This window comes from Amycolatopsis sp. Poz14 (assembly GCF_006704225.1).
Taxonomy (GTDB): Bacteria; Actinomycetota; Actinomycetes; order Mycobacteriales; family Pseudonocardiaceae; genus Amycolatopsis; species Amycolatopsis nivea.
Genome location: NZ_JACLHD010000001.1, coordinates 3,610,449 through 3,635,852, shown reverse-complemented (window position 1 = coordinate 3,635,852; position 25,404 = coordinate 3,610,449). Strand labels below are relative to the sequence as shown.

Here is a 25,404-nt window from a genome sequence, read left to right as displayed (position 1 = left end):
GATGCTCAACCCGTCCGAAGTCGCCCCGGTCCCCTGGCGCAACGGCGCAGGCACCACCCGCGAACTCGCCGCCGACGCCGATCCCTCCCGGTGGCGGATCAGCGTCGCGGACCTTCTCGAAGACGCGCCGTTCTCGTCTTTTCCGGGAATCGACCGGCTTTTCACCGCTCTCGGGCCGCTCCGGCTGACCGTCAACGGGACCACGACGGATCTCGAGCGCGGCGACCAGCTCCGGTTCGCCGGGGAGGACACGGTCAGCGTCACCCTCGATCAGCCGACCCGCGCGCTCAACGTGATGACCCGGCGCGGGCTGTACCGAGCGGAGGTCGTCCTTCGCTCCCCCGCGGAGAACGACCCGGACGGGGCGGTCGCGTCGGTCGACCTCGGCCAGCAAATCGCCGATATTTTCCTCACCACGCTGGCATGATGCAGCGATGACGAGCACTGCCCGGCGCATGTTCGAGCTCCTGGAGCCGATCTGCCTCGTCACCTTCTTCGCCGACGAGTGCAACGAAGAACTGGCCGCACTCGGCCACCGCACCTATTGGGACGGATACTTCGCCAGCCGGGCCGCGCCGCTGGGGCGGGTGCCGGCGGAGGTCGTCCACGCGGCGTTCTACAACTTCGCCGAAGGCGAGGCCGCGCGGCACATCCCGAGCGCGTGGGAGACGATCCCGCCCGAGGCTTCCGTCGCCGCGCGGGAACGAGGCAGCGCCGCGTCGGTGCGCCGGATCCTCGGCGACGAACTCGCCGGTTCCCCGGGTCTGGTGCGCGCCGCCGACCTGACCGCCAAAGCCGCGACGAGCGCGCCCACCGTGGGTCGGATGATGTACGCCGGGATGCGCACCCTGCCGATGCCGAGCGATCCGGTCGCGCGATTGTGGCATTCCGCGACCATGCTGCGCGAGCATCGCGGGGACGGGCACATCGCCGCGCTGGTCAGCGCGCGGATCGACGGTGCGGAGGCGCACATCCTGTCCGCGCTGGAAATGGGCATCCACCCGCCGGAGTCGTTCGGGCGCGTGCATCACCTGCCGAAGAAGCGGCTGGCCGCGATCATGGACGGCTTGCGCGAACGAGGTCTCGTCGACGCGGAGGGTCGGTTCACCGACGCGGGCCGTGAAGTGAAGCAGCGCATCGAGAGCTTGACCGACGAGCTTGCCGCCGCGCCGTACGAAGCTCTGTCGGCGGCCGAACTCGACGAGTTGATCGCCGCGCTGGAACCGATCACGGAGAAGCTGGTGGCCGCCGGATCGCGGTGACGCGACAAGAGTCCGGCTCATTTTCGATTCATGCCCGCTCGGCAATGCTTTAGCCTCGTCCGGTGGACCGGGGAGGCTACGCGATGGCGCTGGAGTTCCGGGTGCTGGGCGAGGTCGGCGCGACCGCGGACGGCGAGGTGCTGGCGGTCGGGCACGCGCGGCAGCGGCTCGTGCTGGCCGCGTTGCTGCTCGACGCCGGGCGCGTCGTTCCGGCCGATCAGCTCGTGACCCGGGTGTGGGGCGAGCATCCGCCGTCCCGCGTCGCGAACGCGCTGCAGACCTATGTCGCCCGCCTGCGCCGGGTCCTGCATCCGCACGGCGGCGGGATCGAACGGCGGTCCGGCGGATACGTCATCCCGCTGCCCAGCCCCGACGCACTCGATCTGCACCAGTTCACCGACCTGGTCGGCCAAGCCCGCGCGACCGCCGACGACGCCGAGGCCGCGCGGCTGTACGAGCGCGCCCTCGGCCGGTGGCAGGGCGACGCGTTGCTCGGGGTCGATTCGGCGTGGGCCGACAACGTCCGGCATTCCCTTGCCCGCCAGCGCACCGCCGCCGAACTCGACTACGCCGACCGGCAGCTGCGTCGCGGACAGCACGGTGCCGTCCTCGGTCTCCTCGCCCGGCGCGCGGACGAATACCCGCTGGACGAACGCATCGCCGCCGCCCTCATGCGCGCCCTGCACCACAGCGGCCGCACCGACGAAGCCCTCGCGCGCTACCAGCGCACCCGCACGATGCTCGTCGACGAACTCGGTGCCGACCCGTCGCCGCACCTGCGCGCGGTGCACGAGGAAATCCTCGCCGCCCAAGCTCCCGGCCCCGCACCGCTGCGGGCGTGGGCCGCGCCGGTCCCCCAGCAACTCCCATCCCCGCCGCCGCGATTCGCCGGTCGCGAAGACGAACTCCGGCACCTCGACACCCTCGCCGAACCACACGCCACGGTGCCCATCACCGTCCTGCACGGCGGTGGCGGCATGGGCAAAACCGCCCTCGCGCTGCACTGGGCCCACCGGCAATCGACCGCGTTCCCGGACGGCCGCCTCTACGTCGACCTGCGCGGCTTCAGCCCAGACGGAGACCCGACCGCCCCCGACGTCGCGTTGCGGGGTTTTCTGCACGCGCTCGGCGTCACCGGCTCGGCCATCCCTGCCGAACCCGACGCGCAGACCGCGCTCTACCGCACCCTTCTCGCCGGGAAACGCGTCCTCGTCGTCCTCGACAACGCCCGCGACCCCAGCCAGATCACGCCGCTGCTGCCGGGCGAGCCGAGCTGCGCCGTCGTCGTGACCAGCCGCAACCGCATGACCAGCCTGACCACCACGCACGGCGCCACTCCGCTGGCGGTCCGGCCGCTGCCCGCGGCACACGCCCGAAGCGTCCTGATCGACCGGCTCGGCCCGGACTACCTCGATGCCGACCCCGACGCCGCCGAACAACTCGTCACCCGCTGCGCCGGTTCTCCGCTGGCACTGGGAATCCTGGCCGCCCGGGCCGCCGAACACCCCGACTTCCCGTTGGCCGCGCTGGCCGCCGAACTCACCGACGTGAGCGCGCTCGACGACGGCGATGCCAGCGTCGCCGCGGTCCTGTCGTGGTCCTTGCGCGCTCTCCCGCCGCAGCACGCCGAGGTGTTCGAACTGCTCGGTCTCGCTCCCGGGCCGGACATCAGCGTCCGCGCGGCCGCCAACCTCACCGGCTTGTCCCCGAACGCCACCGCGGCGATTCTCCTTGCGCTGGAACGGGTTTCACTGGTGGAGCAGGACGCGCCCGGCCGCTACCGGATGCACGACCTGGTCCGCCTCTTCGCGAGGACCCACACCAGCCTTCCCGCCGAGGCGCGCACCGCGGCGCTGGCCCGCGTCATCGGCTACTACACCGGTACCGCACTGGCCGGAAACCGCGTCCTGCATCCGCACGGCGTCCTCCCGCCCGGCATCGACGCCGGACACGATCATCCCTATCCGCATCCGCCGGCGAGCACCGGCGAAGCTCTCGACTGGTTCGACGCGGACCACGATTGCCTTCTCGACGCCCAGCGCGTCGCCTCCGCACACGGGTGGCACGAACCCGCGTGGCAGATCGCCTTGGCGCTGACCGCCTATCACTACCGGCGTGGATTCCTGCACGAAGACCTCGCGGTCTGGCCCATCGCGGTGCAAGCCGCCGACGCGCTCGGGACTCCGGAAACCCGCGTCCTCGCGCACCGCCGCTACGGCCTGGCCTGCGCCCGCGGGGCCCGGCACGACGACGCCCTCGCCCATCTCGCCGAAGCGCTGGACCTGGCCGACCGCGGCGAGGACCAGCGCGTCCGGGCGATCATCGAACACGATCTCGCCCAAACCTGGGAGCTGCACGGAGACCAGCGCGCCGCGCTCGAACACGCTCAGCGCTCGCTGGAGCTGTTCCGCCCGCTCGGCAATCCGGTGTGGGAAGCGCAGGCCCACAACGGCGTCGGCTGGTATCTCACCCTCCTCGGCCAGCACGAGCAGGCCCGGCCGCACTGCGAACGCGCGCTCGAGCTTTACCGGACTGCGAACCACCCGGCGGTGGCCGACGTCCTGGACAGCCTCGCGCACATCGCCCACCACACCGGCCGCCACATCGACGCCATCGAGCACTATCGCGAAGCGCTTGCGCTGTACCGGGAATCCGGCAACACCTACCTGGAAGCCGACACCCTCGAACACCTCGGCCACACCCACCGCGCAATGGGCGACTCTGCCAAGGCTCGCTCGGTGTGGCAGCTGGCGCTCGATCTTTTCCGCGCCCAAGGCCGGTTCGCGGAGGTCAACGCGGTGGAAACGGCGCTGGCTCAGCTCGATGCCGGGAAGACCCGGTCCGCGCCGCACTGAACCGCGCGTCCCCTAGCGATCGCGCCGCAGCAGCGCGCGTCCGGTGAGTTTGCGGTCCGCCGCAAGCAAATACGCCACCGGCGATTTCGCCACCTGTTGCCGCCGTGCCTTCGTCTTCCCCGCGAGATAAGGCACGAGCGTCACCGCGACCGCGGCACCCGCTACCGCCAGCTGTCCGCCTGCCGCGGCGACGCTGCCGAGCACGGTGCCCGCCGCCGCGTTGAGGTCGATCTTCTGCACTAGTGTTCCCGCGGACGCCTCGATGCCCATGCCGCGCAACGCTTTGCGGAGTTCGTCCAGCTGCGGCCGGGTCCGGGTTTCGTACAACGCGCGCAGATGCGCCACCGCCACTTCCAGATTTTCCGCTTCGGCGGCGGCTTGCAGCTCCGGGCCGAGGCTCGCCACGTGCGACTGGAACGCGGCGAGTTCGGCCCGGTGCTTTTCCCGGAAACTGATGAGCTTGTCCACCGGCACCCGGTCCACATGGGACGGTTCGAGCACCGTCTCGAGCGCGATCTGCAGGTAGGCGCTGGAAACGTTCTCCACCGCCGGCACCGGAACGTGCTCGTCGAACGCCAGCGACACCAACCGGTCCAGCGCACCGGTCGCGTGATGCATGCGCGGGTCGTCGGTGACCGGCGACAGCGCTTCGCGGTGGCTCATCGCGTCGGCCAGCACCGCGAGGTAGATGGAAGCCAGTTCCGGGTCGAGACCGACCCACTGTCCGTCCATCGGCACCGCGAGGCCGAGCCGGACCAGCCCGTCCCGGAGCCCGCCGGTCATTTTCGCGCCCGGACCGCCGGCCGGGACCGCGGTCAGCACCTCGACCGGCGGCGGCCCCATCACCATGTGCTGGGTGATCGGCGGCGCGTACCCTCGCCAGCCCGGCCCGCTCGGGTCTCCGTCGCACGACCGCGGCTCGTCCAGCCCGTAGCGGTCGAGCAGGCGGCCGGGGTCGGCGTCGAAGATCTCGCCGAACGACTCGGCGACGACGTTCAGCACGGCGGCGCTCGGCGCGGTCTCCACCAGGAAATCGGTCTCGCCGCGGAGACGGCGGACAAGGTCTCCGTCCCGGTCCGGCGCCGCGGGCGGGCGCATCCGGGCCAGCCGGTCCCAGGTCAGCAGCGCGAGCTTGAGCCAGTTGTCGTTCTGGAAGTGCGTCCACGGGTAGTACAGGCCGAACGACGGCATGCCTGCTCCTTCACCTGGATTCCGACATCCGGCAAGCTGGGTCCGTGCCCATGGAATCAGCGATCGACAACCACGCCAAGGCCCAGTTCGACTACTTCATCGACGAACACCGCGAAGCGCTCCAGCACTGTCTCGACGGACTCACCGAGGAGCAGGCCCGCCGGAGGCTCGTGCCGTCGAAGACCACGCTGCTCGGGCTGGTCAAACACGTGACCTTCGTGGAGAAGGTCTGGTTCGACGAGGCCGTCACCGGGCGTTCGCGCGCCGAGATCGGGATCCCGGAAACGCCCGACGAATCGTTCGTCCTCACCGATGACGACAGCATCGCCTCCATTCAGCAAGCGCACCGCGAGGCATGCGAAGCCGCCCGTGCGGCCACCGCGTCGCTCGAACTGACCGACGTCCTCCCTGGCAACCGCCGCGGCCCGCTCCCGCTGCGGTTCGTCTACCTGCACGTGCTGCGGGAACTCGCACAGCACTGCGGGCACGCGGACATCCTCCGCGAGCAGATCCTCGCGGAGGACGGCGCGACGGCTACTTCTTGACCTTCGTGGAGAAGGCCTGGTTCGACGAGGCCGTCACCGGCCGTTCGCGCGCCGAAATCGGGATCCCGGAGACACCCGACGAATCATTCGTCCTCACCGACGACGACACCATCGCCTCCATCCAGCAAGCGCACCGCGAGGCGTGCGAAGCCGCCCGTGAAGCCACCGCGCCGCTCGAACTGACCGACATCCTCCCCGGCAACCGGCGCGGCCCGCTGCCGCTGCGGTTCGTCTACCTGCACGTACTGCGGGAACTCGCACAGCACTGCGGGCACGCGGACATCCTCCGCGAGCAGATCCTCGCGGAGGACGGCGCATCGGCTACTTCTTGACCGGATAAGCCTTCGGCGAGCCGTCCTGGTCGACGCCCGCCGCGGCGTACTTGCTGACCCAGTCCGGCACGAAGCCCACCTCGGTGGACAGGTCCTTGCCGGTCTTCGCGTCGAGGACGATCGGCTGCTTTCCGTTGGTGTAGCCGTACAGCGCGCCGTGCCAGGCGACGGTCAGGCCGCCCGGCGCGACGCGGTTCGCGGCCTGGTCCGGGAGGCTCCACAGTTTGGTCCCGGCCTTCGCGTCGTACGCGGTCAGCACGCCAGAGTCGGTGCAGGCGAGCACTGACTGCTCGTCGTACAGGCAGTCGCCGTAGGAATCGGGGCCGAGGTTCCGGGTGCCTTCCACGGAGAACTTCTCCGCGCCGGTCGCCGCGTCGAGGAACTTCAGGAAGGCGTGGCCGCTGCTGTACTCGTTGGCCTTCAGGACCACCATCGCCGGATCGGCGGGCAGGATCTCGACCGCGCTCGATTTGGCGGCGCCGACCCATTTCTGCTGGCCGGTGGCGATGTCGAGCGCGGTCGCCTGGACCATCGACTCGTTCTCGGCGACATTCGAGTCGACCCCGACGACGACGTCGCCGTTCACGCTGCCCGCGTCGTAGTCCTTGCGCACCCACAGCTGCTTCCCGGTCGCCGGGTCCAGCGCGACGGTGAGGTTGCCCTCCGACTGCGCGAAGCTGGCGATCACGGCCTTGCCGGTGGCCGCGACGACGTGCGTGACCGAACGGTCGCCGCTGATCCCGTACTGGTCGTCGGCGATCTTGGTGTTCGTCTGCCAGACCTTGGCCCCGGTCTGCGGATTCACCGCGATGACGGCGAGCGCGAGGTAGCCGGGCGTCGTGCCCTGCTCGGGCATCCGCAGCGGGACGGCTCCGACGGCGAGCTGGTCGGTGACGAGCGGCGGACGCGGTCCGCTCTGCTCGACGAACGGGCCCTTGTGCGCGTTCGGGTCGGCGGCCGGGCCCTCGATCCTGGTGTTCCACTTCTCGCGGCCGGTGAGGACGTCGACCGCGCTCAGCGATTCGGGGGCGATGATGTAGCCAGTGCGGTCGCGCAGCGTCATGAACTTCGACGTGACCGAGCCGCCCATGTTGGCCTGCAGCGCCGTGCGGGGCAGCGCGACGCCCTTGCTCGTGTCGAACGCCATCGGCGGATCGGCGGTGACCGCTTCCGGCTCTGCGGACGAGGCAGGCGGCTGCCCGGCCGGTCCGGCCTGGTCGGTGGGCAGGGCCGGGGCCGCCCCGCCGCCGCACGCGGCCGTGGCTGCCAGCACCCCCAGACAGGCCGCAGTGATCAACATTCGCCGCATCGGTGTCCCCATTCTCCCGAATGACTGCTCCATCCGGAGTCGTCCGGGAATTTAGCCGACGGAACAGCCGCTTGCGCACGAAATCACGCAAATGCGCCGAGAAAGGCGCCACCGGCCCGAGCGGACCCCCGGACGGGTGACGCACACCCACCCATCCGCGCCCGGTCCGGCTGCGAATGCCTGGCATGACCTCCCGTCTGCGGTTCCTTCCGGCAGCGCTGTGCGGCGTGCTCGCCCTGGTCTCGGCGCTGGCCGCCGGGCACCTGGCCGCATCGTTCGGCAACGTCAACGCCTCGCCGTACCTCGCGGTCGGCAACGGAGCCATCGACCTGACCCCGCTGCCGCTGAAAGACTTCGCGGTGCGGACCTTCGGCACCTACGACAAAGCCGTCCTGCTCGGCGGCATGGCGGCGGTGCTGGTGGTCGTCTCCGCGGCGGCGGGGCTGCTGTCCCGGCGGAAGCCGTGGCCGGGTGTCGCGATCATTGTCGCGTTTGGACTGATCGGCGGGGTCGCAGTCGCCGCACGGCCGGATCTGACCGCGGTCGCGTTGCTGGCTCCGCTGGCCAGTCTCGTCGTCGGGGTCGCGGTTTTCCTGCTGCTGCACCGAATCGCGGCGCGACAGCAGGCGACGGACTCGTCGCGCCGGTCGTTCTTGCTCGGCAGCGTCGGCACGGTCGTCGGGGCCGGGGTTCTCGGCGGTGCCGGGCAGGCCATCAGCGGAACGAGAGATGCCGCGGCGTCCCGGGAGGCGGTCGGGCCGCTCGTGCCCGCGGTTTCGGCTCCGCCCATTCCCGCCGACGCGGATTTCGCCAAACTCGGCACCCCGGCGTTCCTCACGCCCAACCGGAACTTCTACCGCGTCGACACCGCGTTGTCGGTTCCGCAGGTGCGCACCGAGGACTGGAGCCTGCGGATCCACGGGATGGTCGACCGGGAAATCCGGTACCGCTACCGCGATCTCCGCGACCGGCCGCTGGTCGAGCGCACGGTGACGATGACGTGCGTGTCCAACGAGGTCGGCGGCGACTATGTGTCCACTTCGAACTTCGTCGGCGTCGATCTCGCGGATCTGCTGGCCGAAGCCGGGGTCCAGCCGGGCGCGGAGCAGCTGTTCTGCTCCAGTGTGGACGGTTGGACGTCCGGCACCCCGGTCGCGGCCGCGCTGGACCGTTCGCGCGGCGCGATGCTGGCGATCGGGATGAACCGCGAACCGCTGCCGCTGGAACACGGTTTCCCCGCGCGGCTGGTCACTCCCGGGCTCTACGGGTACGTCTCGGCGGTCAAATGGGTGGTCGACATCGAGGTCACCACGTGGAAGGCCCGGCAGGCGTACTGGCTTCGCCGCGGCTGGGGCGAGCAGGCGCCGATCAAGACCGAATCCCGGATCGACACGCCCAAGGGATTCGCCACCGTTCCGGCCGGGGCGGTGCGGATCGCCGGCGTCGCCTGGGCCCAGCACACCGGGATCGCCAAGGTGGAGACCAAAGTGGACGGCGGACCCTGGCAGCCGGCCACCTTGTCCGCCGAGGTGAACCGGAACACCTGGCGGATGTGGTGGACCCAGATTTCCGTCAAGCCCGGCACGCACCAGGTTTTCGTGCGCGCGACCGACAACTCCGGCTACACCCAGACCGAAGCCCGCGCCGGAACCGTGCCCGACGGGGCGACCGGATGGCATTCCACGACTTTTATCGCTTCCTGACCAATCCGGTGCCGGCCCGGCGCCGAATCCCTGTCGAACAATCCACTGTGAACGGAGAATTGCCGTGAAGACCCTTCGCCTCGCCGGTATCGGCGCCGCTGCCGCCCTCGCCCTCACCGCGTGCGGCACCAGCACCGACAACAACGCCTCGGGAAGCTCCCCGTCGGCGATGCCCTCGTCGATGCCGTCCTCGGCGCCGATGTCCAGCAGCGACTCCGGTGTCACCACCAACGCCGACGTGTTCGGCCCGGCCTGCTCGAAGCTGCCGCAGGGCAACGCGCCGGGTTCGCTCGACTCGATGGGCCCGCAGCCGGTCGCGTCCGCCGCCTCGACGAACCCGCTGCTCACGAAGCTGGTCGCCGCGGTCAAGGCCACCAACCTGGTCGACACCCTCAACAGCCAGCAGGCCATCACCGTGTTCGCGCCGGCCGACCCGGCGTTCAACGCGCTCGGCGACGCGAAGTTCAAGGAACTGGCGGCCAACCCGAACCAGCTCGCGCCGATCCTGCAGTACCACGTCGTCGGCAAGCGCTACGACGCCAAGGGCCTCGCGGCTGCGGGCACCGTGACCTCGCTGAACACCGCGGGCGGCCCGCTGAAGATCGAGGGTTCGGGCGAGAACATGACCGTCAACGGCGCGAAGATCCTGTGCGGCAACATCCCGACCAAGAACGCGACCGTGTTCGTCATCGACAAGGTCCTCACCCCGGGCACCAACAAGAACTGAAGCCACCGGGCCCGGCGCGCCTCCCCTGCGCCGGGCCCGGTTTCCCGTTCTAGCTGAGCGAAGACGCCACGTGCAGATCGACGTTCTTGGTCTCCGGGGCCATGAACGCGCTCACGATCGCGCCCAGCGCGGCGATCCCGGCGGCGATGTACATCGTCGCCGACAATCCGAGATTGGTGAGCGCCCACGGCGTCGCGAAGGTGCCGACTGCCGCGCCGATCCGGCTGATCCCGGTGCACAGTCCCACCGCCGACGCGCGGACCTCAGTCGGGAACAGCTCGTTCGGGTAGATCCATTCCAGAATGGACGGTCCGCCGTTGAACACCGCGTACACCGCGAAGGCGAGCGCGATCAGCCACAGCGCGGCACCCGGTTGCAGACCGAGATAGAACAGTCCGGCCGCGGAAATCGCGAAGCCCCAGATCAGGACGGGACGGCGGCCGAGCCGATCCACCAGCAGCAGTGCGGCGATATTGCCGACGAAGAAGAAGAAATTGATCAGGCCGTAGCCGAGGTGCGACAGGTTGCCGCCGCCGAGGTTGAACAGTTCGAGAATCTGCGGCCCGAAGGCGTAGATCGCGAACAACGGAACGACCGTGCACGTCCAGAAAATCGAGATGAACACGACCCGCTTGAGATATCCGCCGCGCCACAACGCGGACATCGGGGTTTTCGTTTCGGCTTCCGGGAGATCGTCCAGTGTCGCGTGCTCGCCGATCGTCGTGCGCAGCACCTCCAGCGCTTCCGCGTCGCGGCCCTTGCTGTGCAGCCAGCGCGGCGATTCCGGAATGCTGGTGCGGGCGATCACGATCAGCAGCGCGGGCACCGCCGACGACAGCAGCATCCACTTCCAGCCCTGGTCCACGTTCAGCAGGAAGAACCCGACGAACGCGGCGACGGTGGCCCCGACGAACCACATCGCGTTCAGCCCGCCGACCAGCCGCGCCCGCCACGCTTTCGGCGCGAATTCGGTGACCAGCGCGGTCGCGATCGGATAGTCCGCGCCCACCGCGATGCCGATCAGCAGCCGCAGCACGAACAATTGCGCGGCGTCGGCGACGAAGAACTGCAGCACCGAGCACACGATGATCGCGATCAGGTCGATCGTGTACATCAGCTTCCGGCCGATCCGGTCGGTGAGCGGGCCGAACACCGCTCCCCCGATGAACACGCCGACCAGCGCGGACGCGCCGATCAGGCCGGACCACAGCGAGTCCATCTGCCACTGCGGCCCGATCTGCACCAGCGCGATGCCGATGATGCTGAGGATGTAGCCGTCCAGGAACGGCCCGCCGGACGAGTACAGCGCGAGCTTGCGGTGGAACCCGTTGAGCCGGGCCGAATCCAGGGTCGCCCGAACAGCGTTGTCCGGTGCGCGGTCAGTCTTCATGTCGGTTGGTCTCCTCGCTGCCGACCGCCGCCACGGCGTCGATCTCGATGCGTTTCGTCCCCCGGAACCCGGCGACCTGGACCGTGGTCCGCGGCGGCAGGTCGATGCCGGCGAAACGGTCGAGGTAAGCCTGGTGGTAGGCGTCGAACTCGCCGAGGTCGGCGAGGAACACCGTCAGTTTGAGCAGCGTGCGCAGGCTCCCTCCCGCGGCCCGCAAGGTGTCCTCGAGGTTGTCGAGGGCGACCCGCACCTGCTCGTCGATTCCTTCCGGGACGCTGCCGTCCCGCCGTGCCGGGACCTGCCCGCACGCCCAGATCACTCCGCCGAACACGGCGGCTCCGGCGTAGGGCCGCGGTCCGTGCGGATGCGCCACTAGCTCGCGCGAGGTCATCGGCCCTCCCGGTGGTCCGGAATCAGGAACCCGCGCGCGATCGAGTACGCGAGAGTCCACAATGGAGTTTTCACGGACACGCCATGAGTGACCGCTTCGCGATGCCGCTGTTTCCGTTCCGCCGCAGTGGAAATCACCTGCGCGTCCGGAACCTCGGACAGCGGGCGGATCACCAATCCCGCGACCGGCGGACGTGGTTCGTCACGCCCGGCGGGAAGCCGCAGCAGATCCCCGCCGGGCGTGACGACTGTGCGGTGCCCACCGTCCGAAAGGGACAGTATCCGCCCGGCCCGTTCGGCGATGTCCAAAGCAGCCCAGTCCAGTACCGGACTGCCAGCCATTCCCGGTACGACCAACGTGCCCACCACGGCGGCCGTTTCGCAGGCGGGCACGAAAGCCTGCAGCGGACCGCGCGAAGCCGGGTCGTGCGCCACGGCGTACCCGTCGCAATGTTCCAGCCGGAGACCGACCCGTCCGGCCGGGATCCGGGCCGTCTCGATGGTCAAGGCGTCGAGCCCGGCGGCCTCGTGGATTTCCGCGGTCGCGATGACCTCGGCCAGGTAGTCCGCCTCGCCGCTGCTCAGACCCGAAGCCCGCAAGGCGCGCAGCGAAACCTCGTGGATCTCCCGGACCGAAACCCGCGTCTGCACGGTTTCGGCCGCCGAGACGCGCTCGGCCCTCGCCGCGGTCATTGCCCGGCTCCGGGGAACACCGTGTCGAACAGCCGGAGCCAGTTTCCGCCCAGCACCTGCGCCACGACGGTCTCGTCCAGGCCCACTTCCAGCAATCCTTCGGTGAGGACCGGGAAATCGGCCGGTCCGCCGAACCAGTTCGGCCACACCGGCCACTGCGGCTCCACCGGCACCGCCGACGCGGGCCGCCACCGGCCGTTGCGCAGCCAGGCGACGTAGTCCTGCGACCAGTTCCGCGTGCAGTCGCTGCCGAGCGCGACGTGGTCCGGCCCGATCCGCTCGACCAGCCCCGCGACCATCTCGCAGAACTGCCGCCGGGTCGTCTTCTCGCCGCCGATCACGTTGGGGTACAGGCAACAGCCGAGCACTCCGCCGCGCGCGGCGAGCGCGTCGATGACGTCGTCCGGCTTGTTGCGCGGCGAATCCGCGAAGGACAGCGGGTTCGCGTGCGTGATCGCGACCGGCCCGGCCGAGGCGTCGATCGCGTCGCGGCTCGTGCGGTTCCCGACGTGCGACAGGTCGACCAGCATCCCGACGCGGTTCATTTCCGCGACGATGAACCGGCCGTACGCGGTGAGCCCGGAATCGTGCTCGTCGTAGCAGGCGCCGCCGACGAGGTTCTGGATGTTGTAGGTCAGCTGCGCGATGCGCACGCCGAGCCGGTGGAAGACCTCGACCATCCGGTAGTCGTCGCCGAACGGCGAGGTGTTCTGGAAGCCGAGCAGCACGGCGAGCCTGCCGTCGCGCTTCGCCTGCCGGATGTCGTCGGCGTTCCCGGCGAGGACGACCAGATCGGCGTTGTCCCGCGCGAGTTCGTACCAGTCCGCGACCGCGCGCAGCGTTTCCTGCGGGCCTTCCCAGACCGCGCAGGTCGCGTTCACCCCGGTGACGCCGCCGGCTTTCAGTTCCTCCAGGACTTTGCGGTCCCAGTTGTTGATCTGCAGTCCGTCGACGACAGTGAGGTCGCCGTGCTCCAGGGGGTCCACTCAGGACTCCTTTCCGGGCTTGCGGGTGAACAGCCAGTCGTCGTCCACTCCGGACTCGACGTCGCGCGCCCGGGGCGCGCCGGAGAACAGCGTGACGCGCAACCAGTCGGTCGATTGCGGGCTGTAGTTCTCCATGCCGTAGAGGGCGAGCTGGAATCGCTGCAGGTGCAGCGGGAGGAAATCGTCGGCGAGCAGGTTCGCGCGGACCTCGCCGTAGCGGAGCCCGGCGACCGACTGCACACGCGCGACAATGCCCCGGTGCCACGGGAATTCCAGCAGGAACTCCGCGACCGAACGGCCCGCGTCGGCACCGGCCAGATCGTGCCGGAGGGCGTGCACGGCGCGGGCGATGTCGATCGGATGCTCCATCGATTCGCCCGGGTCCTGGCCGCGGTTGCCGCGCCGGGGTTCTTCGTTGTCCTCGGCGGAGAACCAGAACCGCGCCTGTTCGTCCGGGTCGGCGAAGTCGAACTCGCGGGTCCAGTCGTACCGGTCGGCGAGCAGGTCGCGCAGCTCGCCGCAGGACTGGGCGAGGTCGACGCGCCGCCGTTGGTCGCAGGTCAGCAGGTGCTCGATCTCCGAGTCGAGCGAATCGTCCAGTTCGACCAGGACGGTGTGCAGCACGGCCCGGGCCTCGGCGCCGAACTCCGCGGCCCGGTCGTCGAGGTCCCGCCACCGGAAGCCGCCCGCGGGGAATTCGCTGAGCAGCGAGGCGATTCCGGCGAGACGTTCAGCCAATTCGGGACCGGTCAGGTACGGCGCGGTCGTCAGGGTGTCGCGTTCGGCGAAGTACCGGCGGGCGCGGTCGAGCAGTTCGCTCGCCCGCCGGACCGCACCGGCGTCCGCCTCCGCGTCGAGCGCATGGGCCAGCGGGAGTTCCCGTGCCGAGCACCAGGCGTCGAGGATGTGCGGATGGTTCACCACGAACGGGACCATGCCGAGTCCGGTCGCGTTCCCGAGGCCGAGGTACCGCCGCCAGTCGCCGGAAAGCTTTGCCGCGGCGGGGTTTCGCCGGGCGGCGCAATGCTCGACCAGGTCGTAGCTGAACTCGCGCAGCAGCCACGCGGCCAGCATTTGCGCGCGGTAGGGCACCTGCAGCGGCGGGATTTCGGCAAGCCGGTCGAAGTCGGCGAGACCGAACTTTCCGTTGCTGTAGAAGGCAGTGCTGCGCAGGATGTAGCAGTTGTCGCCCATCGTGGCGCAGTCTGGCTGTTCACCGGCGGCCAGTTGAGCTGCGACGTACTCGAAGAACCGTTCGCTCCGGTTCGCCCGAGTCCACACGAGCGTGGCGGCGTCGGCTCGGCCAGCTTCCTGCCGTGGTACTTCACGACGCAGCTCTGCCATCCGAGTGTCCGGAACTGGGCCTTCCACCAGCGCGGCAGTAACATCCCACCGCTTCGCGATCACGCGGTCAGTGCGCTCGTTTTCCTGCAGTACCGTGGAAAACACCGTGAAGTGCAGCAGAGTGCCGCCCGCATCGATCCGGTACACCGCCTCGCCGTGACCGCTGTCGTCGAACTCCCACCGGGTGCGGGACACTGCCCAGCGTTCCCGAGCGGCCTGGCGGAGGAACGACCGCGCGAAGCTGTGCCGGGTGTAGCGGGCAGCGCCCAGTTCCGCCGGGGCGAGCGCGGTGTCCGCGGGCCGGGTCACGATTGTTCCCGGGGCGCGGACGTCCGCAGGTACGCGGTTTTGGTCCAGGTGAAGAACTCCGCGGCGGATTCGCCGTTCTGCTCGCGGGGCGCGGGGAACGACGAGTCCTTGAGACCGCCGAACGGCGCGTGCACCTCGGACCCGGTGTTCGGCGCGTTGACCTTCACGATGCCCGCGTCCAGGTCGCGCAGGCACTGCCGCACCGCGCGCTCGTCGTCGGTGAACACCGCCGCGGTGAGCCCGAACCGGGTGCCGTTCGCGAGCCGGATCGCCTCGTCCAAATCGGCGGCGCGCAGCACGGTGGCGACCGGGCCGAAGACTTCCTCCTGGCTGATCGTCAGTTCGGGCGTCCCGGCCAGCAGCGTCGGTGCGACGAACGCCCCGCCCTGCGGGCAGTCCGCGCGGGCCAGCACCGTCGCACCTTCGTCGACCGCCTGCTGGATCGCACCCTCTACCTCTTCCGCCGCCCGGGCGGACACCAACGGCCCGATCTCGACTCCCGGCGTCGTGCCCGTGCCGACCACAAGGCCCTTGACCCGCGCGGACAGCTCGGCGACCAGCCGGTCGTAGGCGTCCCCGACCGCGATGATCCGGCGGGCGGCCGTGCACTTCTGCCCGGTCCCGCTCATCGACGCGGTGACCAGCGCCGCGGCGGCCTGGGCCGGGTCGGCGTCGGGCAGGACGATCGCCGCGCTGTGCCCGCCGAGTTCGAGCTGCACCTTCGCCCCGCGCGGCACGACGGCAGCCTGGATCGCCCGGCCCACCGGCACCGACCCGGTGAAGGTGACGCCGGACAGCTCCGGCCGTTCCACCAGCTCAGCGCCGAGCGATCCGGGCGCGAGCAGCAGGTTGAGCACGCCGTCCGGCACCCCGGCCTCGATCAGGATCTCGGCGAACGCGACCGCCAGCGCGACCGTGTCGCTGGCCGGCTTCCACACCACGGAGTTGCCCCACAGCAGCGCGGGCGCGAGCTTCCACGCCGGGATCTGCACCGGGAAGTTCCACGGCGTGATCACGCCGACGACACCCAGCGGACGGCGGACGGTCCGGACGACCTCGTCCGGGTTGCCGGACGGGTAGAGCACGCCGTCGGCACTGCGCGCCCGGCCCGCGTGATAGTGCAGCGTCTCGACCGAGGCGGCCACCTCGCCGCGCGACTCCGCCAGCGTCTTGCCCTGTTCGCGGGTCATCAACGCGGCCACCGATTCGGCGCGCTGGGCGAGCAATTCCGCCGCCCGCCGCAGCACGAGGCCGCGCGCGATGGTGCCCTGGCGATCCCACTCCGGCTGCGCCGCGACCGCCGCGCGCACCGCCTCGTCCAGCAGTTCCGGACCGGCCGTCCGGTACTCGGCCACGATCTGCGCGGGATCCGCCGGGTCGATACTCCGCGCGACCGGTCCGTCGCCGGGAACCCACCGTCCCGCTACGAAGTGCTGCAACGACAATGCGTGATCCACGGGTGCTCCTCGACGTTCGCGACGGTGCTTGTCGTCCATGACGCTAAGTCGCGCGGAACACAGAGTGAAGTATCTATTGCCTACTCACTGATAAGGAACCATTATCAGCGGCGTGGAACTCCGCCAGCTTCGCTACTTCGTCGCGGTCGCCGAGGAACGCAGCTTCCGCCGCGCCGCCGAACGGCTGCACCTCGCCCAGCCCGCGCTCAGCCAGCAGATCGCGAAGCTGGAGAAGGAGCTGTCCGTGCGGCTGCTCCTGCGGACGACCCGCAGCGTCGAGCTGACCGAACCGGGCCGTGTGCTGCTGACCGAAGGCCGTCGGGTGCTCGCGGACAGCCAGCACGCCCTCACCGCGGTCGCCCACGCCGCTCGAGGCGAACTCGGACTGCTGCGGATCGGGTTCGTCAGCTCGGCGGCGCTCGAAATCGTGCCCGCCACGGTGCTGGAAATGCGTCGGCAATGGCCGAACGTCCGATTTGAACTGACCGAATCGACCACGGACGCGCAAATCGCCGCGCTCGGCGACGGCCAGCTCGACGTCGGCATCGCCCGCGAGGTTGGCGAAGCCGCCGGACTGACCGTGCACCCACTGGGCCGCGAACGGCTGATCGTGGCCGTGTCCGAGACGCATCCGTTGGCGGACAAGGAAACCGTCGAGATGGCGGAACTGGCCGACGAGCCTTTCCTCGCCTTCCCGCGCACGCGCGTCTCGCGGCTGCACGACCACATCGAGACGCTGTGTCTTCGGGCCGGATTCCGGATGCGCGTGGTCCAGGAAGCCGTCCAATTCCCGACCATGCTCGGCCTCGTCGCCGCCGACACCGGCATCGCGATCGTGCCGAACGCCTTGCGCGCCTTGCAACTGCCCGGACTGCGCTACCTCACCCTCACCGACCCCGGCGCGTTCTCCACCGTCTCGGCGATCTCGCGCACCGACCACGAGAACAACCCCGTAGTCGACCGTTTCCTCAGCGTCGCACGTGCCGGATGATGACGCGGTGGACTTCGAATCGCACCGCGGCGAACTGACCGCTTACTGCTACCGGATGGCCGGCTCGTTCCACGAGGCCGAGGATCTGGTGCAGGAAACGCTGCTGCGCGCGTGGAAAGCCCGCGACCGGTACGACCCGGCCCGCGCTTCGGTCCGGACCTGGCTGTACCGGATCGCGACGAACGTCTGCCTGACCGCGTTGGAAGGCCGGGCCCGGCGCCCGTTGCCGTCCGGTCTCGGCACCGCCAGCGACGATCCGGGCGCGCCGCTGCAACCGGCGATGGACATCCCGTGGCTGCAGCCGTTCCCCGACGCGCGCTGCGATGCCGACACCCGCGCCGGGCTGCGGCTGGCGTGGGTCGCCGCGACCCAGGTCCTCCCGGCGCGGCAACGGGCAGTCGTCGTGCTCCGGTCGGTGCTCGAATTCAGCGCGGCCGAGGTCGCCACCCAGTTGGAGACGACCGTTCCGGCGGTCAACAGCGCACTGCAACGAGCCCGCGCCGCGCTCGCCGATGCGGGCGCGATGGACGAGATCGCCGAACCGGACGACGCGGAAACCCAGGCCGTGATTGACCGGTACGCGCAAGCTTTCGAGGCCGCCGACGTCGAGGCGCTCGTCCGACTGCTCACCGACGACGCGATCCTGGAAATGCCGCCGGTCCCGCTCTGGTTCCGCGGCAGCGAGGACTACGGCCGGTTCATGCACCGGGTCTTCGAAATGCGCGGCGTCGGCTGGACCGTCCGCGGCCTCACCGCCAACGGGCAGCCCGCGCTCGCCGCCTACACCCCCGACGGCCAGTTGCACACTCTCCAGGTCTTCACCGTGGCCGGCGGACGGATTTCGCACAACGCCGTGTTCGCCGATCCGCGCGTTTTCCAGGCGTTCGACCTGCCGGCGAAGATTTTTTGAGATTCGCCGATGAGTTCGGCCGGGGCCGCCGGTAAGTACTGGCGACACCGATTGAAGGGATCTCCGCCATGAGCGTCATCGTCATCGCCTTCACCACCCTCGACGGCATCTCGTCCGACCCGGACGCCTCCTCCGGCGCCCCGGACGCCGGCTGGGCCTTCCGGCACGGCCCGGAGTCCGTCGCGGGCGACAAATTCCGCCTCGGCGCCACGCTGGACGACGGGGTCCTGCTGCTCGGGCGCAAGACCTGGGAGCTGTTCTCGCACCTGTGGCCGCACCGCGACGACCCGTTCTCGCAGCGGATGAACGCCGTGCCCAAGCTGGTCGCCACCAGCACGCTGGCCGATACCAGCGCGTGGCAGAACTCGTCGGTCCTCGACGGCGATCTGGTCGACGCGGTGAAACGGGAAGAGCGGGACGTCGTCGTCACCGGCAGCCTGAGCGTGGTGCACACGCTGATGGCGGCGGACCTCGTCGACGAGTACCGGCTGCTGACCTTCCCGACCATTTTGGGCCACGGCACCCGCCTTTTCCCGGACGGCACCGGTCCCGCGCACCTGGAATGCGTGTCGGTGGAACGCGTTGGCGCGGCGACGCTTTCGCGGTACGTGCGGGAAAATTCGGTGGAAGGTTCCGAGCAGTAGGCCCTAGCGTCGGGGCAATGTTGCTGGTTGTCTCGGGCGCGTCCTGCGTCGGCAAAACCACCGCTCGCGTGCACGCGCGGCCTCTGCTCGGCGAAACGTACGAGACCGCCGAACTGAGCACGCTGGGCCCGATCCCGGCCGTGCCGACCGTCGCGTGGCGGCAGGAGCAGGTGGAAATCGCGGTGCAGCGCGCGATCGCGCTCGAAGCCGAAGGCAGGCACCTGCTGCTGGCCGGCGATCCGATACCGGTCGGCGAAGCACTGGCGGCGCCGAGCGCGGACCGGATCGCCATCGCCGGCTGCCTGCTCGACCTCAGCGACGAGGCCCACCTGGCTCGGCTCGCCCGCCGCGGCGAGCCGAGCCCCGCGAACCAAGCATTCGCGGCGTGGCTGCGCGCGCACGCTCACAACCCGGGTCATCTCCCGGAAGCTGTCACGACGGACGCCTGGCCGGAGATGCGCTGGGACCGCTGGGTCGGGCGCGTGCCGGGTCCGGACTGGGCGATGACCGTGATCGACACGTCCTCCCTCGGCCCGGCGGAGGTCGGCGAGGCGGTCGCGGACTGGTGCCGCCGCGCCGTGGCGGGCGAGGCTCCGGTCTTCCGCTCCGGCTGGTTCGCCCGCTGACTGTCCGCGAACCCAGGTCGTCGCTCAGTCCGCGTAGCCGTGCTGATGCGCGTAACGCACCGCCTGCGCCCGGGTCCCGCAGCCGGTCTTCGCGAAGATCCGGTTCACATGCGTCTTCACCGTCGCCTCGCTGACCTGCAGTTCCCGCGCGATCTCCCGGTTCCCCCGGCCCGCCGCGACCAGCTTCAGCACGTCCACCTCGCGCGCCGTCAGCCCGTCCTCCGGCGGTGCGGCCGGGCGCCGGGCCGCGGCCAGCAACGTCCGCTGCACCGACAGGTCCATCACGGTCTGCCCGGCCGCCGCCGCGTGGATCGCGCGGCCGATCTCGTCGCCGTTCGCCGCCTTCGTCACGTAGCCGACCGCGCCCGCGTCCAGTGCACGCACGATCGACGCGCTGTCCGCGTAAGTCGTCAGCACCACGACCCGGGTGCCCGGCAGGTCCGCGACGATCCGCCGGGTCGCCGCCGCGCCGTCGCAGCGCGGGAGGTCCAGGTCCATCAGCACGACGTCCGGCTGCAGCCGCAGGGTCTCCTCGATCGCCGCGATCCCGTCGCCCGCCTGTCCGACGACCTCGATCTCCGGCAGCAACCCGACCAGCAGCACCAGACCCTCCCGCACGGCAGGCTGGTCCTCGGCCACGAGCACGCGCACGATCGTCATGCCGGGATCCTCACCGACAACCGCCAGCCCGCGCCATCCGGGCCCGCGGTCACCTCGCCGCCGACCAGCTCCGCGCGCTCGCGCAGACCGGTCAGCCCGTACCCGGCACCGGGCAGGCCGCTGCCGGATCCCGTCCGGTTGACCACCGTCATCGTCACCTCGCCGTCCAGATAGGACAGTTCGACCGACACCGGCGCGCCCGCCGCGTGCTTGCGCGCATTGGACAGTCCTTCTTGGACAGTGCGGTACAGCAGCAGGGTGACGTCCGCGGGGAGTTCGCGCGGTTCGCCGGTCACCTGGATCGACGCGTTGTCCGGCAGCGAGCCGAACAACTCCGGCAACGCCATCGGATCGCCGCGCAATGCGTGTACTGCCCGCCGAGTCTCGATCAGGCCCTCCTGCGCCAGCTGCCCGGCTTTCTGCACGCACGCGGCGAGTTTTTCGTCCGGGGACGGCAACTCGGCCACCAACCGCGCCGCGGCCTGCAAATGCAGCGAAAGCGCCGAGAGCGAATGCGCCTGGATGTCGTGGACCTCCCTGGCCAGCCGGGCGCGTTCCTCCAGCGTCGCGCCCCGGGCGACGGCCTCCTGGGTCAGCCGGGTCTGGTCCAGCAGGTCCCGGGCCTGCCGAGCCTGCACCCGGTACTGCCGCCGGTTGAGCCCGAGCAGCACCACGACGGCCACCGCGAGCGCGTTCCCCGCCACCAGCTCGCCCGGCTGCCCGGCGAGGTATCCGCCGACGGCGGCTGCGACCCCCACGACCGCAGCCACCGTGATGATCTCCGCCGGGGTGATCGCCGCCAGCGAGGACAACACGAGCAAGGACAGGCAGACCAGCGACGGTCCGGTGAGACTCGGGTCCGCGACCGCCACGACCGTGCCGAACAGCGCGGCCAGCGAAAGCAGCACGACCGCCGCCCGCGGCCAGCGAAGGTCCAGCGCCCCGAACGCCAGGCCGCTCGCGACGGAAGCGGCCAGTGGCGCCCACTCCCACTCCGCCGGGGGCTGCGCGGTGACGAGAATCGCGATGAACGCAACCGGCGTGAGCAGCCGCATCAGGACCAGCGGCAGCCGAGTCATCGCATTCCCTCCCCTTGGGCTTCTTCGCAGCTCAGCGTAGTCAGGCCCGCACCGGCTGCCCATCGCGGACGGCTTCGAGCTGCCGGGACCGCCACAGCACCCCGCCGGCCCGCACCGCGACCATCGCCAGCGCCATCAGCACGAAGAACAGGCCGACACCGTCCTTGTCCAGATGCGCGCTGACCAGGAATTCGCCGACCTTCACCGCGAACGGGCGCACGTTCTCCACCGCCCACACGAACACCAGCCGCCCGCCCAGCACGGCGAGCCAGATCAGCAGGTACGGCCAGCCCGCCCAGGTCTGCACGCGCCCGGTGTCCGGGCTGCGCTCCACCCGCGTGGTCGCGATCAGCCCCGCTCCGGCGACCCCGCCGACGACAGCCCCGACCAGGCCGGCCGTCAGGTTCGGCGCGGTGAGCGAGATCCCGCCGGTGAAGTACAGGACCCCGATGACGGTGCACGAAACGAACGGCATGATGCCCATGACCAGGTTGTGCCGATGGCGGCCCACCTGGGTGAAAAGAACGAGGGCGAGCAGGATCCCGCCCATGATGAGAGCGTCAGTCATCACGGCCTTCTTCTGGAGTCAGGCGGGCCGGAACACCCGCGTTCCCGACGCTAGGGAGCGGAGTCCGCAGAATCGTCCAACCATCGACCGAATCCGGGTGGACGTGACGTACACCCGGAATGCCGGGCCCGGCCGGCCCCCGCCGGTACACTGTGGAGCGTCAGCGGCCGAAGACGGCTGGGCGCGACCAAAAGCCGTGGAGCCTCACGAACGATGATTACCGCACTGCTGGTCCTCTCGACCGCGGTTCTGCTGCGCGCGCTCGCGGCCAAACGGCTCGACCGGTGGAACATCGCCGCGCCCGTGCTGATGGTGCTGTGCGGGGCCGCGACCGCATTGTTCGCGAGTCCGGCGAAACTGCTCGAGGTCTTCGACACCGAAATCGCGCAGCACGTCGCCGAACTCATTCTCGCGATGCTGCTTTTCGTCGATGCCACCGAGGTGCGCGGCGGACGGCTGTGGGGACACGCGCCGGGCCTCGTCGCACGGGTGCTGTTCTTCGCGCTGCCGCTGAGCCTCGGCCTGGCCATGCTGGCCGGCTGGGCGTTCTTCCCGGGTCTGTCGTGGCCGTTGCTGCTGATCGTCGCGTGCATCGTCATCCCGAGCGATTTCGCCGCCGCGGAACGCGTCGTGCGGGACCGAACCCTGACGCCGCAAGTGCGCAGCGTGCTGAATGTCGAAAGCGGTTACAACGACGGATTGGTCTCGCCGCTATTCCTTTTCGCGCTGATTCTCGCGCGCAGCGACAATACGGCCAATACCGCTGGGAAAGCGCTCGCGACCGCTTTGCCGTTCGCGATCAAAGCCATTGTCGCCGGAGCCGTCGTCGGCACGGTGATCGGCATCCTGCTGTTCCTCGCCGTCCGCGCCGGCTGGACTTCCGGACAGGGACGGCGCATCGCCCTCCTCACGACTCCCCTGCTGACCTACGCGGCGACAGTCGCCATCGACGGCAACGGATTCGTCGCCTGTTTCGTCTCCGGGATCGCCTTCCGCTACGTCTACCGCGCCTTCGCCGCGCGGCACCTCCGCATCTCGGACAGCCACGCCCGCGAGCACTTCGCCCGGCCGTCGGAGGACCTGCAACTGCTCGAAGAGGTCACCGGGATCCTGACCATGGCGATGTGGTTCGTCGTCGGCGGCGCCGCGGTCGTCGTGGCGTCCTTCGGCATCGCGTGGCAGCCGGTCGTGTTCTGCCTGCTCGCGCTGACCGTCCTGCGGATCGTCCCGGTGATGCTGTCGCTGAGCCGGACCCGGATGCCGCACCGGGACCGGTTCCTCGTCGGCGCGCTCGGCCCGCGCGGCACGACGTCGGTCGTGTTCGGACTGCTGGCGATCAACGGCCTGACCGGCGAGGAGAGCGACCTCGTCCTGACCCTGACGGTGGTCTGCGTCCTCGGCAGCGTCGCCCTGCACGGGCTCGGCTCGACGCCGCTCATCACCCGCCTGATGACCCCGCGGACGCACCGTCAGTCTCAGTAGGAAGTACGCACAGTGACCATTTGGCAGACTGAGAATCCCTAGGCAGTACACAGGTTTCGCGGAAATTCTCCCCCGCGCGGGTGGTCTCTGGACGATTCATGTAGCGTTCCGTGACCGCCGACAGAGTAAGGGTCAAGCGCGACGCACCACGTCGCAGTTCCGCGCAGAGGACCCCAGCTCATGTCCGCACCCACGCTCGCCGAACCACGAACCGGACGGCACCGTTCCGGCAGCGTGCGCGTCGTCGCCGTCATCCCCGCGCACGACGAAGAAGCCCAGATCGCGCACACCGTCGCCGCGCTGCGCGGACAGGACCGGAGCGTCGACGAGGTTTTCGTCGTCACCGACAACTGCACTGACAACACCGCCGCCGTGGCTTCGATCGCCGGCGCCCGGGTGCGACCGTCCACAAACAACACGCACAAGAAGGCCGGCGCCCTCAACCAGCTGCTCGCCTGGCTGCTGCCGCGCCTGGACGAGGACGACGTAATCCTCGTCCAGGACGCCGATTCCACTTTGGACCCGCAGTTCGTCAGCACCGCACTGCACCACCTCGACCACGGATACGGCGGCGTAGGCGGAGTCTTCCGCGGCGGACCGGGCGGCGGTTTCGTCGGACACCTCCAGCGCAACGAATACGCCCGCTACGCCCGCGACGTGCACCGGCTGCGCGGAAAATGCCTGGTGCTGACCGGAACCGCGGCGATGTTCCGGGTCCGCACCCTCCGCGAGGTCTCCGCTGCCCGGCTCGCCGAACGGTTGCCCGCGGGCGACGGCCGCGGCGGGATCTACGACACCACCGTGCTCACCGAGGACAACGAGCTCACTTTCGCCCTGCTGCACCTCGGCCACCGGGTGATCTCGCCCAGCGCGTGCACGCTGGAAACCGAGGTCATGACCAGCTGGAGTGCACTGTGGACCCAACGCCTGCGGTGGAAGCGCGGTGCGGTGGAGAACTGTGTCCAATATGGACTTACCCGCGTCACGTGGCGGTACTGGGGCAGGCAGCTGATGACGATCGCGGGCGTGCTGGTCAGCGGGATCTACCTGACCGCCCTCGCGATCGCCCTGTTCCACGACGGCCTGCACCTCAACCCGTGGTGGCTCGGCATCTCGGCGATCTTCGTGGTGGAGCGCGTGGTGACCGTGCGCTACCGCGGCTGGCGCCGGATGCTGCTCGCCGCGTCGATGTACGAGCTGGTGCTCGACTATTTCCTGCAAGCCTGCCATCTCAAGGCATACGCGGACGCGCTCCTGCGCACCCGCAAGAACTGGTGAACACCCGGACGGAAGAGAGAACCCCATGTACCAGAAAATCGGCGCGGCCTCGGCCGCGGGAATGACCGGCGGACTCGCGTTCACCGGAGTGAACGTCCTGTGGCTGCTGCTGGCGGGATTCGCTTTGCTGGCAGCGGGAACGGCCATGCTGCGGATCCTGCCGAAGCTCCGCAACCAGGACCGTTGACCGCGCTACCCTGAACACATGCCAGGCAAGATCGGCCTGCGCCCGACAACGCCCGCGGACAGCGATTTTTGCTTCCGCGTCCACCGGGCCGCGCTGGGCGAGTACGTCGCAGCGATCTGGGGCTGGGACGACGAAATCCAGCGCCGCTACCACGACCACGCCTTCGCACCCGGCACATGGCAGATGATCACGGTCGACGGCGCAGACGCGGGCCTGCTCGCGGTCGAGTACCGGCCGACGGAGATCTGGCTCGGCCGGATCGAACTCGACCCGCGCTACCAAAGCCAAGGAATCGGCGGACGGCTGATCCGCTGGCTGATCGACGTCGCGGCGGAGCGGAAACAGCCGCTGGTGCTCGAAGTCCTCGAGGTCAACCTCCGGGCACACGCGTTCTACCTGCGGCACGGTTTCCGCGAAACCGGCAGGCGCGGACGGAAAATCCTCCTGGCCCGAAACCCGGACCAGGAGGATTGACCGAGCGGTCCG

26 protein-coding genes are annotated in these 25,404 nt (G+C 69.9%); 15 read left to right on the top strand and 11 right to left on the bottom strand.

Annotation, left to right across the window (positions count from 1 at the left end):
* Window position 1 precedes the first annotated feature (1 nt).
* From FKO37_RS17490 to FKO37_RS17480, 3 genes are all read left to right on the top strand, one after another.
* Window positions 2–427: a HutD family protein gene (locus tag FKO37_RS17490; RefSeq protein WP_238605090.1), complete on the top strand. Its 426-nt coding sequence runs from the start codon at window positions 2–4 to the stop codon at window positions 425–427.
* Between the two features lie 7 nt (window positions 428–434).
* A complete protein-coding gene (locus FKO37_RS17485; RefSeq protein ID WP_037813959.1) occupies window positions 435–1,262 on the top strand; it encodes a hypothetical protein in 828 nt (275 codons plus the stop codon).
* A 62-nt stretch (window positions 1,263–1,324) separates the two neighbouring features.
* A complete protein-coding gene (locus FKO37_RS17480) occupies window positions 1,325–4,117 on the top strand; it encodes a BTAD domain-containing putative transcriptional regulator (protein WP_238605088.1) in 2,793 nt (930 codons plus the stop codon).
* A 12-nt stretch (window positions 4,118–4,129) separates the two neighbouring features.
* Here FKO37_RS17480 and FKO37_RS17475 read toward each other — a convergent pair whose 3' ends face one another.
* Window positions 4,130–5,308, bottom strand: coding sequence for a DUF6236 family protein (locus FKO37_RS17475; RefSeq protein WP_238605086.1), 1,179 nt, complete (start codon window positions 5,306–5,308; stop codon window positions 4,130–4,132).
* A gap of 50 nt (window positions 5,309–5,358) precedes the next feature.
* On the opposite strand from FKO37_RS17475, the gene FKO37_RS17470 reads away from it, so the two are divergent.
* Together FKO37_RS17470 and FKO37_RS17465 are read left to right on the top strand one after the other, a co-directional pair.
* Complete coding sequence (locus FKO37_RS17470) at window positions 5,359–5,853, top strand: DinB family protein (RefSeq protein ID WP_238608282.1); 495 nt, start codon at window positions 5,359–5,361, stop codon at window positions 5,851–5,853.
* Between the two features lie 5 nt (window positions 5,854–5,858).
* The gene (locus FKO37_RS17465) at window positions 5,859–6,185 is read left to right on the top strand and encodes a DUF664 domain-containing protein (RefSeq protein ID WP_238608281.1); all 327 of its coding nucleotides are present in this window, start codon (window positions 5,859–5,861) and stop codon (window positions 6,183–6,185) included.
* Here the strand turns inward: FKO37_RS17465 and FKO37_RS17460 are convergent.
* Window positions 6,175–7,494, bottom strand: a complete 1,320-nt coding sequence (locus FKO37_RS17460) for a PQQ-binding-like beta-propeller repeat protein (protein WP_158714494.1) — start codon at window positions 7,492–7,494, stop codon at window positions 6,175–6,177. The two genes, FKO37_RS17465 and FKO37_RS17460, sit on opposite strands and share 11 nt — an antisense overlap.
* A 185-nt stretch (window positions 7,495–7,679) precedes the next feature.
* Between FKO37_RS17460 and FKO37_RS17455 the strand changes: the two genes are divergently transcribed.
* Window positions 7,680–9,197 carry a molybdopterin-dependent oxidoreductase gene (locus tag FKO37_RS17455; RefSeq protein ID WP_238605084.1) on the top strand — a complete coding sequence of 506 codons (1,518 nt, stop codon included), beginning with the start codon at window positions 7,680–7,682 and terminating at the stop codon, window positions 9,195–9,197.
* Window positions 9,198–9,261: 64 nt separating this feature from the next.
* Window positions 9,262–9,924, top strand: coding sequence for a fasciclin domain-containing protein (locus FKO37_RS17450; protein WP_134729611.1), 663 nt, complete (start codon window positions 9,262–9,264; stop codon window positions 9,922–9,924).
* A 49-nt stretch (window positions 9,925–9,973) separates the two neighbouring features.
* Here FKO37_RS17450 and FKO37_RS17445 read toward each other — a convergent pair whose 3' ends face one another.
* Genes FKO37_RS17445 through FKO37_RS17420 form a run of 6 tightly spaced genes read right to left on the bottom strand, consistent with a single transcriptional unit; the run spans window position 9,974 to window position 16,493 of the window.
* A complete protein-coding gene (locus FKO37_RS17445) occupies window positions 9,974–11,314 on the bottom strand; it encodes an MFS transporter (RefSeq protein ID WP_037813975.1) in 1,341 nt (446 codons plus the stop codon).
* Entirely contained in the window at window positions 11,304–11,705 is a 402-nt protein-coding gene (locus FKO37_RS17440; RefSeq protein WP_134663108.1) for a RidA family protein, read from the bottom strand. The genes FKO37_RS17445 and FKO37_RS17440 overlap by 11 nt, the downstream gene beginning before the upstream one ends.
* On the bottom strand, window positions 11,702–12,397 hold the full coding sequence (locus FKO37_RS17435) for a hypothetical protein (protein WP_238605083.1): 696 nt from the start codon (window positions 12,395–12,397) through the stop codon (window positions 11,702–11,704). The genes FKO37_RS17440 and FKO37_RS17435 overlap by 4 nt, the downstream gene beginning before the upstream one ends.
* Window positions 12,394–13,383, bottom strand: coding sequence for a membrane dipeptidase (locus FKO37_RS17430; protein WP_037813984.1), 990 nt, complete (start codon window positions 13,381–13,383; stop codon window positions 12,394–12,396). The genes FKO37_RS17435 and FKO37_RS17430 overlap by 4 nt, the downstream gene beginning before the upstream one ends.
* A complete protein-coding gene (locus FKO37_RS17425; protein ID WP_238605081.1) occupies window positions 13,384–15,036 on the bottom strand; it encodes a hypothetical protein in 1,653 nt (550 codons plus the stop codon). It abuts the gene before it with no gap.
* Window positions 15,033–16,493 carry an aldehyde dehydrogenase family protein gene (locus tag FKO37_RS17420; protein ID WP_238605079.1) on the bottom strand — a complete coding sequence of 487 codons (1,461 nt, stop codon included), beginning with the start codon at window positions 16,491–16,493 and terminating at the stop codon, window positions 15,033–15,035. The genes FKO37_RS17425 and FKO37_RS17420 overlap by 4 nt, the downstream gene beginning before the upstream one ends.
* Window positions 16,494–16,605: 112 nt before the next feature.
* Between FKO37_RS17420 and FKO37_RS17415 the strand changes: the two genes are divergently transcribed.
* The 4 genes from FKO37_RS17415 (at window position 16,606) to FKO37_RS17400 (ending at window position 19,664) form a co-directional block, all read left to right on the top strand.
* Window positions 16,606–17,484: a LysR family transcriptional regulator gene (locus tag FKO37_RS17415; RefSeq protein WP_043828316.1), complete on the top strand. Its 879-nt coding sequence runs from the start codon at window positions 16,606–16,608 to the stop codon at window positions 17,482–17,484.
* 7 nt (window positions 17,485–17,491) lie between these two features.
* Entirely contained in the window at window positions 17,492–18,394 is a 903-nt protein-coding gene (locus FKO37_RS17410) for an RNA polymerase subunit sigma-70 (protein WP_308196533.1), read from the top strand.
* A gap of 68 nt (window positions 18,395–18,462) precedes the next feature.
* Window positions 18,463–19,038 (top strand): dihydrofolate reductase family protein, encoded by a 576-nt coding sequence (locus tag FKO37_RS17405; protein ID WP_134663113.1) that lies wholly within the window; start codon window positions 18,463–18,465, stop codon window positions 19,036–19,038.
* A gap of 17 nt (window positions 19,039–19,055) precedes the next feature.
* Window positions 19,056–19,664, top strand: coding sequence for a hypothetical protein (locus FKO37_RS17400; protein WP_238605077.1), 609 nt, complete (start codon window positions 19,056–19,058; stop codon window positions 19,662–19,664).
* A 24-nt stretch (window positions 19,665–19,688) separates the two neighbouring features.
* Here FKO37_RS17400 and FKO37_RS17395 read toward each other — a convergent pair whose 3' ends face one another.
* The 3 genes from FKO37_RS17395 to FKO37_RS17385 are packed head-to-tail and all read right to left on the bottom strand — an operon-like array spanning window position 19,689 to window position 21,971.
* On the bottom strand, window positions 19,689–20,324 hold the full coding sequence (locus tag FKO37_RS17395; protein WP_037814000.1) for a response regulator transcription factor: 636 nt from the start codon (window positions 20,322–20,324) through the stop codon (window positions 19,689–19,691).
* Complete coding sequence (locus FKO37_RS47410; RefSeq protein ID WP_304512200.1) at window positions 20,321–21,403, bottom strand: sensor histidine kinase; 1,083 nt, start codon at window positions 21,401–21,403, stop codon at window positions 20,321–20,323. The genes FKO37_RS17395 and FKO37_RS47410 overlap by 4 nt, the downstream gene beginning before the upstream one ends.
* Before the next feature lie 40 nt (window positions 21,404–21,443).
* Window positions 21,444–21,971, bottom strand: a complete 528-nt coding sequence (locus tag FKO37_RS17385) for a hypothetical protein (protein ID WP_043828319.1) — start codon at window positions 21,969–21,971, stop codon at window positions 21,444–21,446.
* A gap of 213 nt (window positions 21,972–22,184) precedes the next feature.
* On the opposite strand from FKO37_RS17385, the gene FKO37_RS17380 reads away from it, so the two are divergent.
* From FKO37_RS17380 to FKO37_RS17365, 4 genes are all read left to right on the top strand, one after another.
* Complete coding sequence (locus tag FKO37_RS17380) at window positions 22,185–23,453, top strand: cation:proton antiporter (protein ID WP_238605075.1); 1,269 nt, start codon at window positions 22,185–22,187, stop codon at window positions 23,451–23,453.
* Window positions 23,454–23,633: 180 nt separating this feature from the next.
* A complete protein-coding gene (locus tag FKO37_RS17375; RefSeq protein ID WP_238605073.1) occupies window positions 23,634–24,731 on the top strand; it encodes a glycosyltransferase family 2 protein in 1,098 nt (365 codons plus the stop codon).
* Window positions 24,732–24,756: 25 nt separating this feature from the next.
* Window positions 24,757–24,918, top strand: coding sequence for a hypothetical protein (locus FKO37_RS17370; protein WP_238605071.1), 162 nt, complete (start codon window positions 24,757–24,759; stop codon window positions 24,916–24,918).
* 18 nt (window positions 24,919–24,936) lie between these two features.
* The gene (locus FKO37_RS17365) at window positions 24,937–25,392 is read left to right on the top strand and encodes an N-acetyltransferase (RefSeq protein WP_238605069.1); all 456 of its coding nucleotides are present in this window, start codon (window positions 24,937–24,939) and stop codon (window positions 25,390–25,392) included.
* Window positions 25,393–25,404: the final 12 nt, after the last annotated feature.

Coding starts and splice junctions, on each gene's coding strand:
- FKO37_RS17490 (WP_238605090.1), top strand. CDS start 2: ATGCTCAACCCGTCCGAAGTCGCCCCGGTCCCCTGGCGCAACGGCGCA.
- FKO37_RS17485 (WP_037813959.1), top strand. CDS start 435: ATGACGAGCACTGCCCGGCGCATGTTCGAGCTCCTGGAGCCGATCTGC.
- FKO37_RS17475 (WP_238605086.1), bottom strand. CDS start 5,308: ATGCCGTCGTTCGGCCTGTACTACCCGTGGACGCACTTCCAGAACGAC.
- FKO37_RS17470 (WP_238608282.1), top strand. CDS start 5,359: ATGGAATCAGCGATCGACAACCACGCCAAGGCCCAGTTCGACTACTTC.
- FKO37_RS17460 (WP_158714494.1), bottom strand. CDS start 7,494: ATGCGGCGAATGTTGATCACTGCGGCCTGTCTGGGGGTGCTGGCAGCC.
- FKO37_RS17455 (WP_238605084.1), top strand. CDS start 7,680: ATGACCTCCCGTCTGCGGTTCCTTCCGGCAGCGCTGTGCGGCGTGCTC.
- FKO37_RS17445 (WP_037813975.1), bottom strand. CDS start 11,314: ATGAAGACTGACCGCGCACCGGACAACGCTGTTCGGGCGACCCTGGAT.
- FKO37_RS17440 (WP_134663108.1), bottom strand. CDS start 11,705: ATGACCTCGCGCGAGCTAGTGGCGCATCCGCACGGACCGCGGCCCTAC.
- FKO37_RS17435 (WP_238605083.1), bottom strand. CDS start 12,397: ATGACCGCGGCGAGGGCCGAGCGCGTCTCGGCGGCCGAAACCGTGCAG.
- FKO37_RS17405 (WP_134663113.1), top strand. CDS start 18,463: ATGAGCGTCATCGTCATCGCCTTCACCACCCTCGACGGCATCTCGTCC.
- FKO37_RS17400 (WP_238605077.1), top strand. CDS start 19,056: ATGTTGCTGGTTGTCTCGGGCGCGTCCTGCGTCGGCAAAACCACCGCT.
- FKO37_RS17395 (WP_037814000.1), bottom strand. CDS start 20,324: ATGACGATCGTGCGCGTGCTCGTGGCCGAGGACCAGCCTGCCGTGCGG.
- FKO37_RS47410 (WP_304512200.1), bottom strand. CDS start 21,403: ATGACTCGGCTGCCGCTGGTCCTGATGCGGCTGCTCACGCCGGTTGCG.
- FKO37_RS17385 (WP_043828319.1), bottom strand. CDS start 21,971: ATGACTGACGCTCTCATCATGGGCGGGATCCTGCTCGCCCTCGTTCTT.
- FKO37_RS17380 (WP_238605075.1), top strand. CDS start 22,185: ATGATTACCGCACTGCTGGTCCTCTCGACCGCGGTTCTGCTGCGCGCG.
- FKO37_RS17375 (WP_238605073.1), top strand. CDS start 23,634: ATGTCCGCACCCACGCTCGCCGAACCACGAACCGGACGGCACCGTTCC.
- FKO37_RS17370 (WP_238605071.1), top strand. CDS start 24,757: ATGTACCAGAAAATCGGCGCGGCCTCGGCCGCGGGAATGACCGGCGGA.
- FKO37_RS17365 (WP_238605069.1), top strand. CDS start 24,937: ATGCCAGGCAAGATCGGCCTGCGCCCGACAACGCCCGCGGACAGCGAT.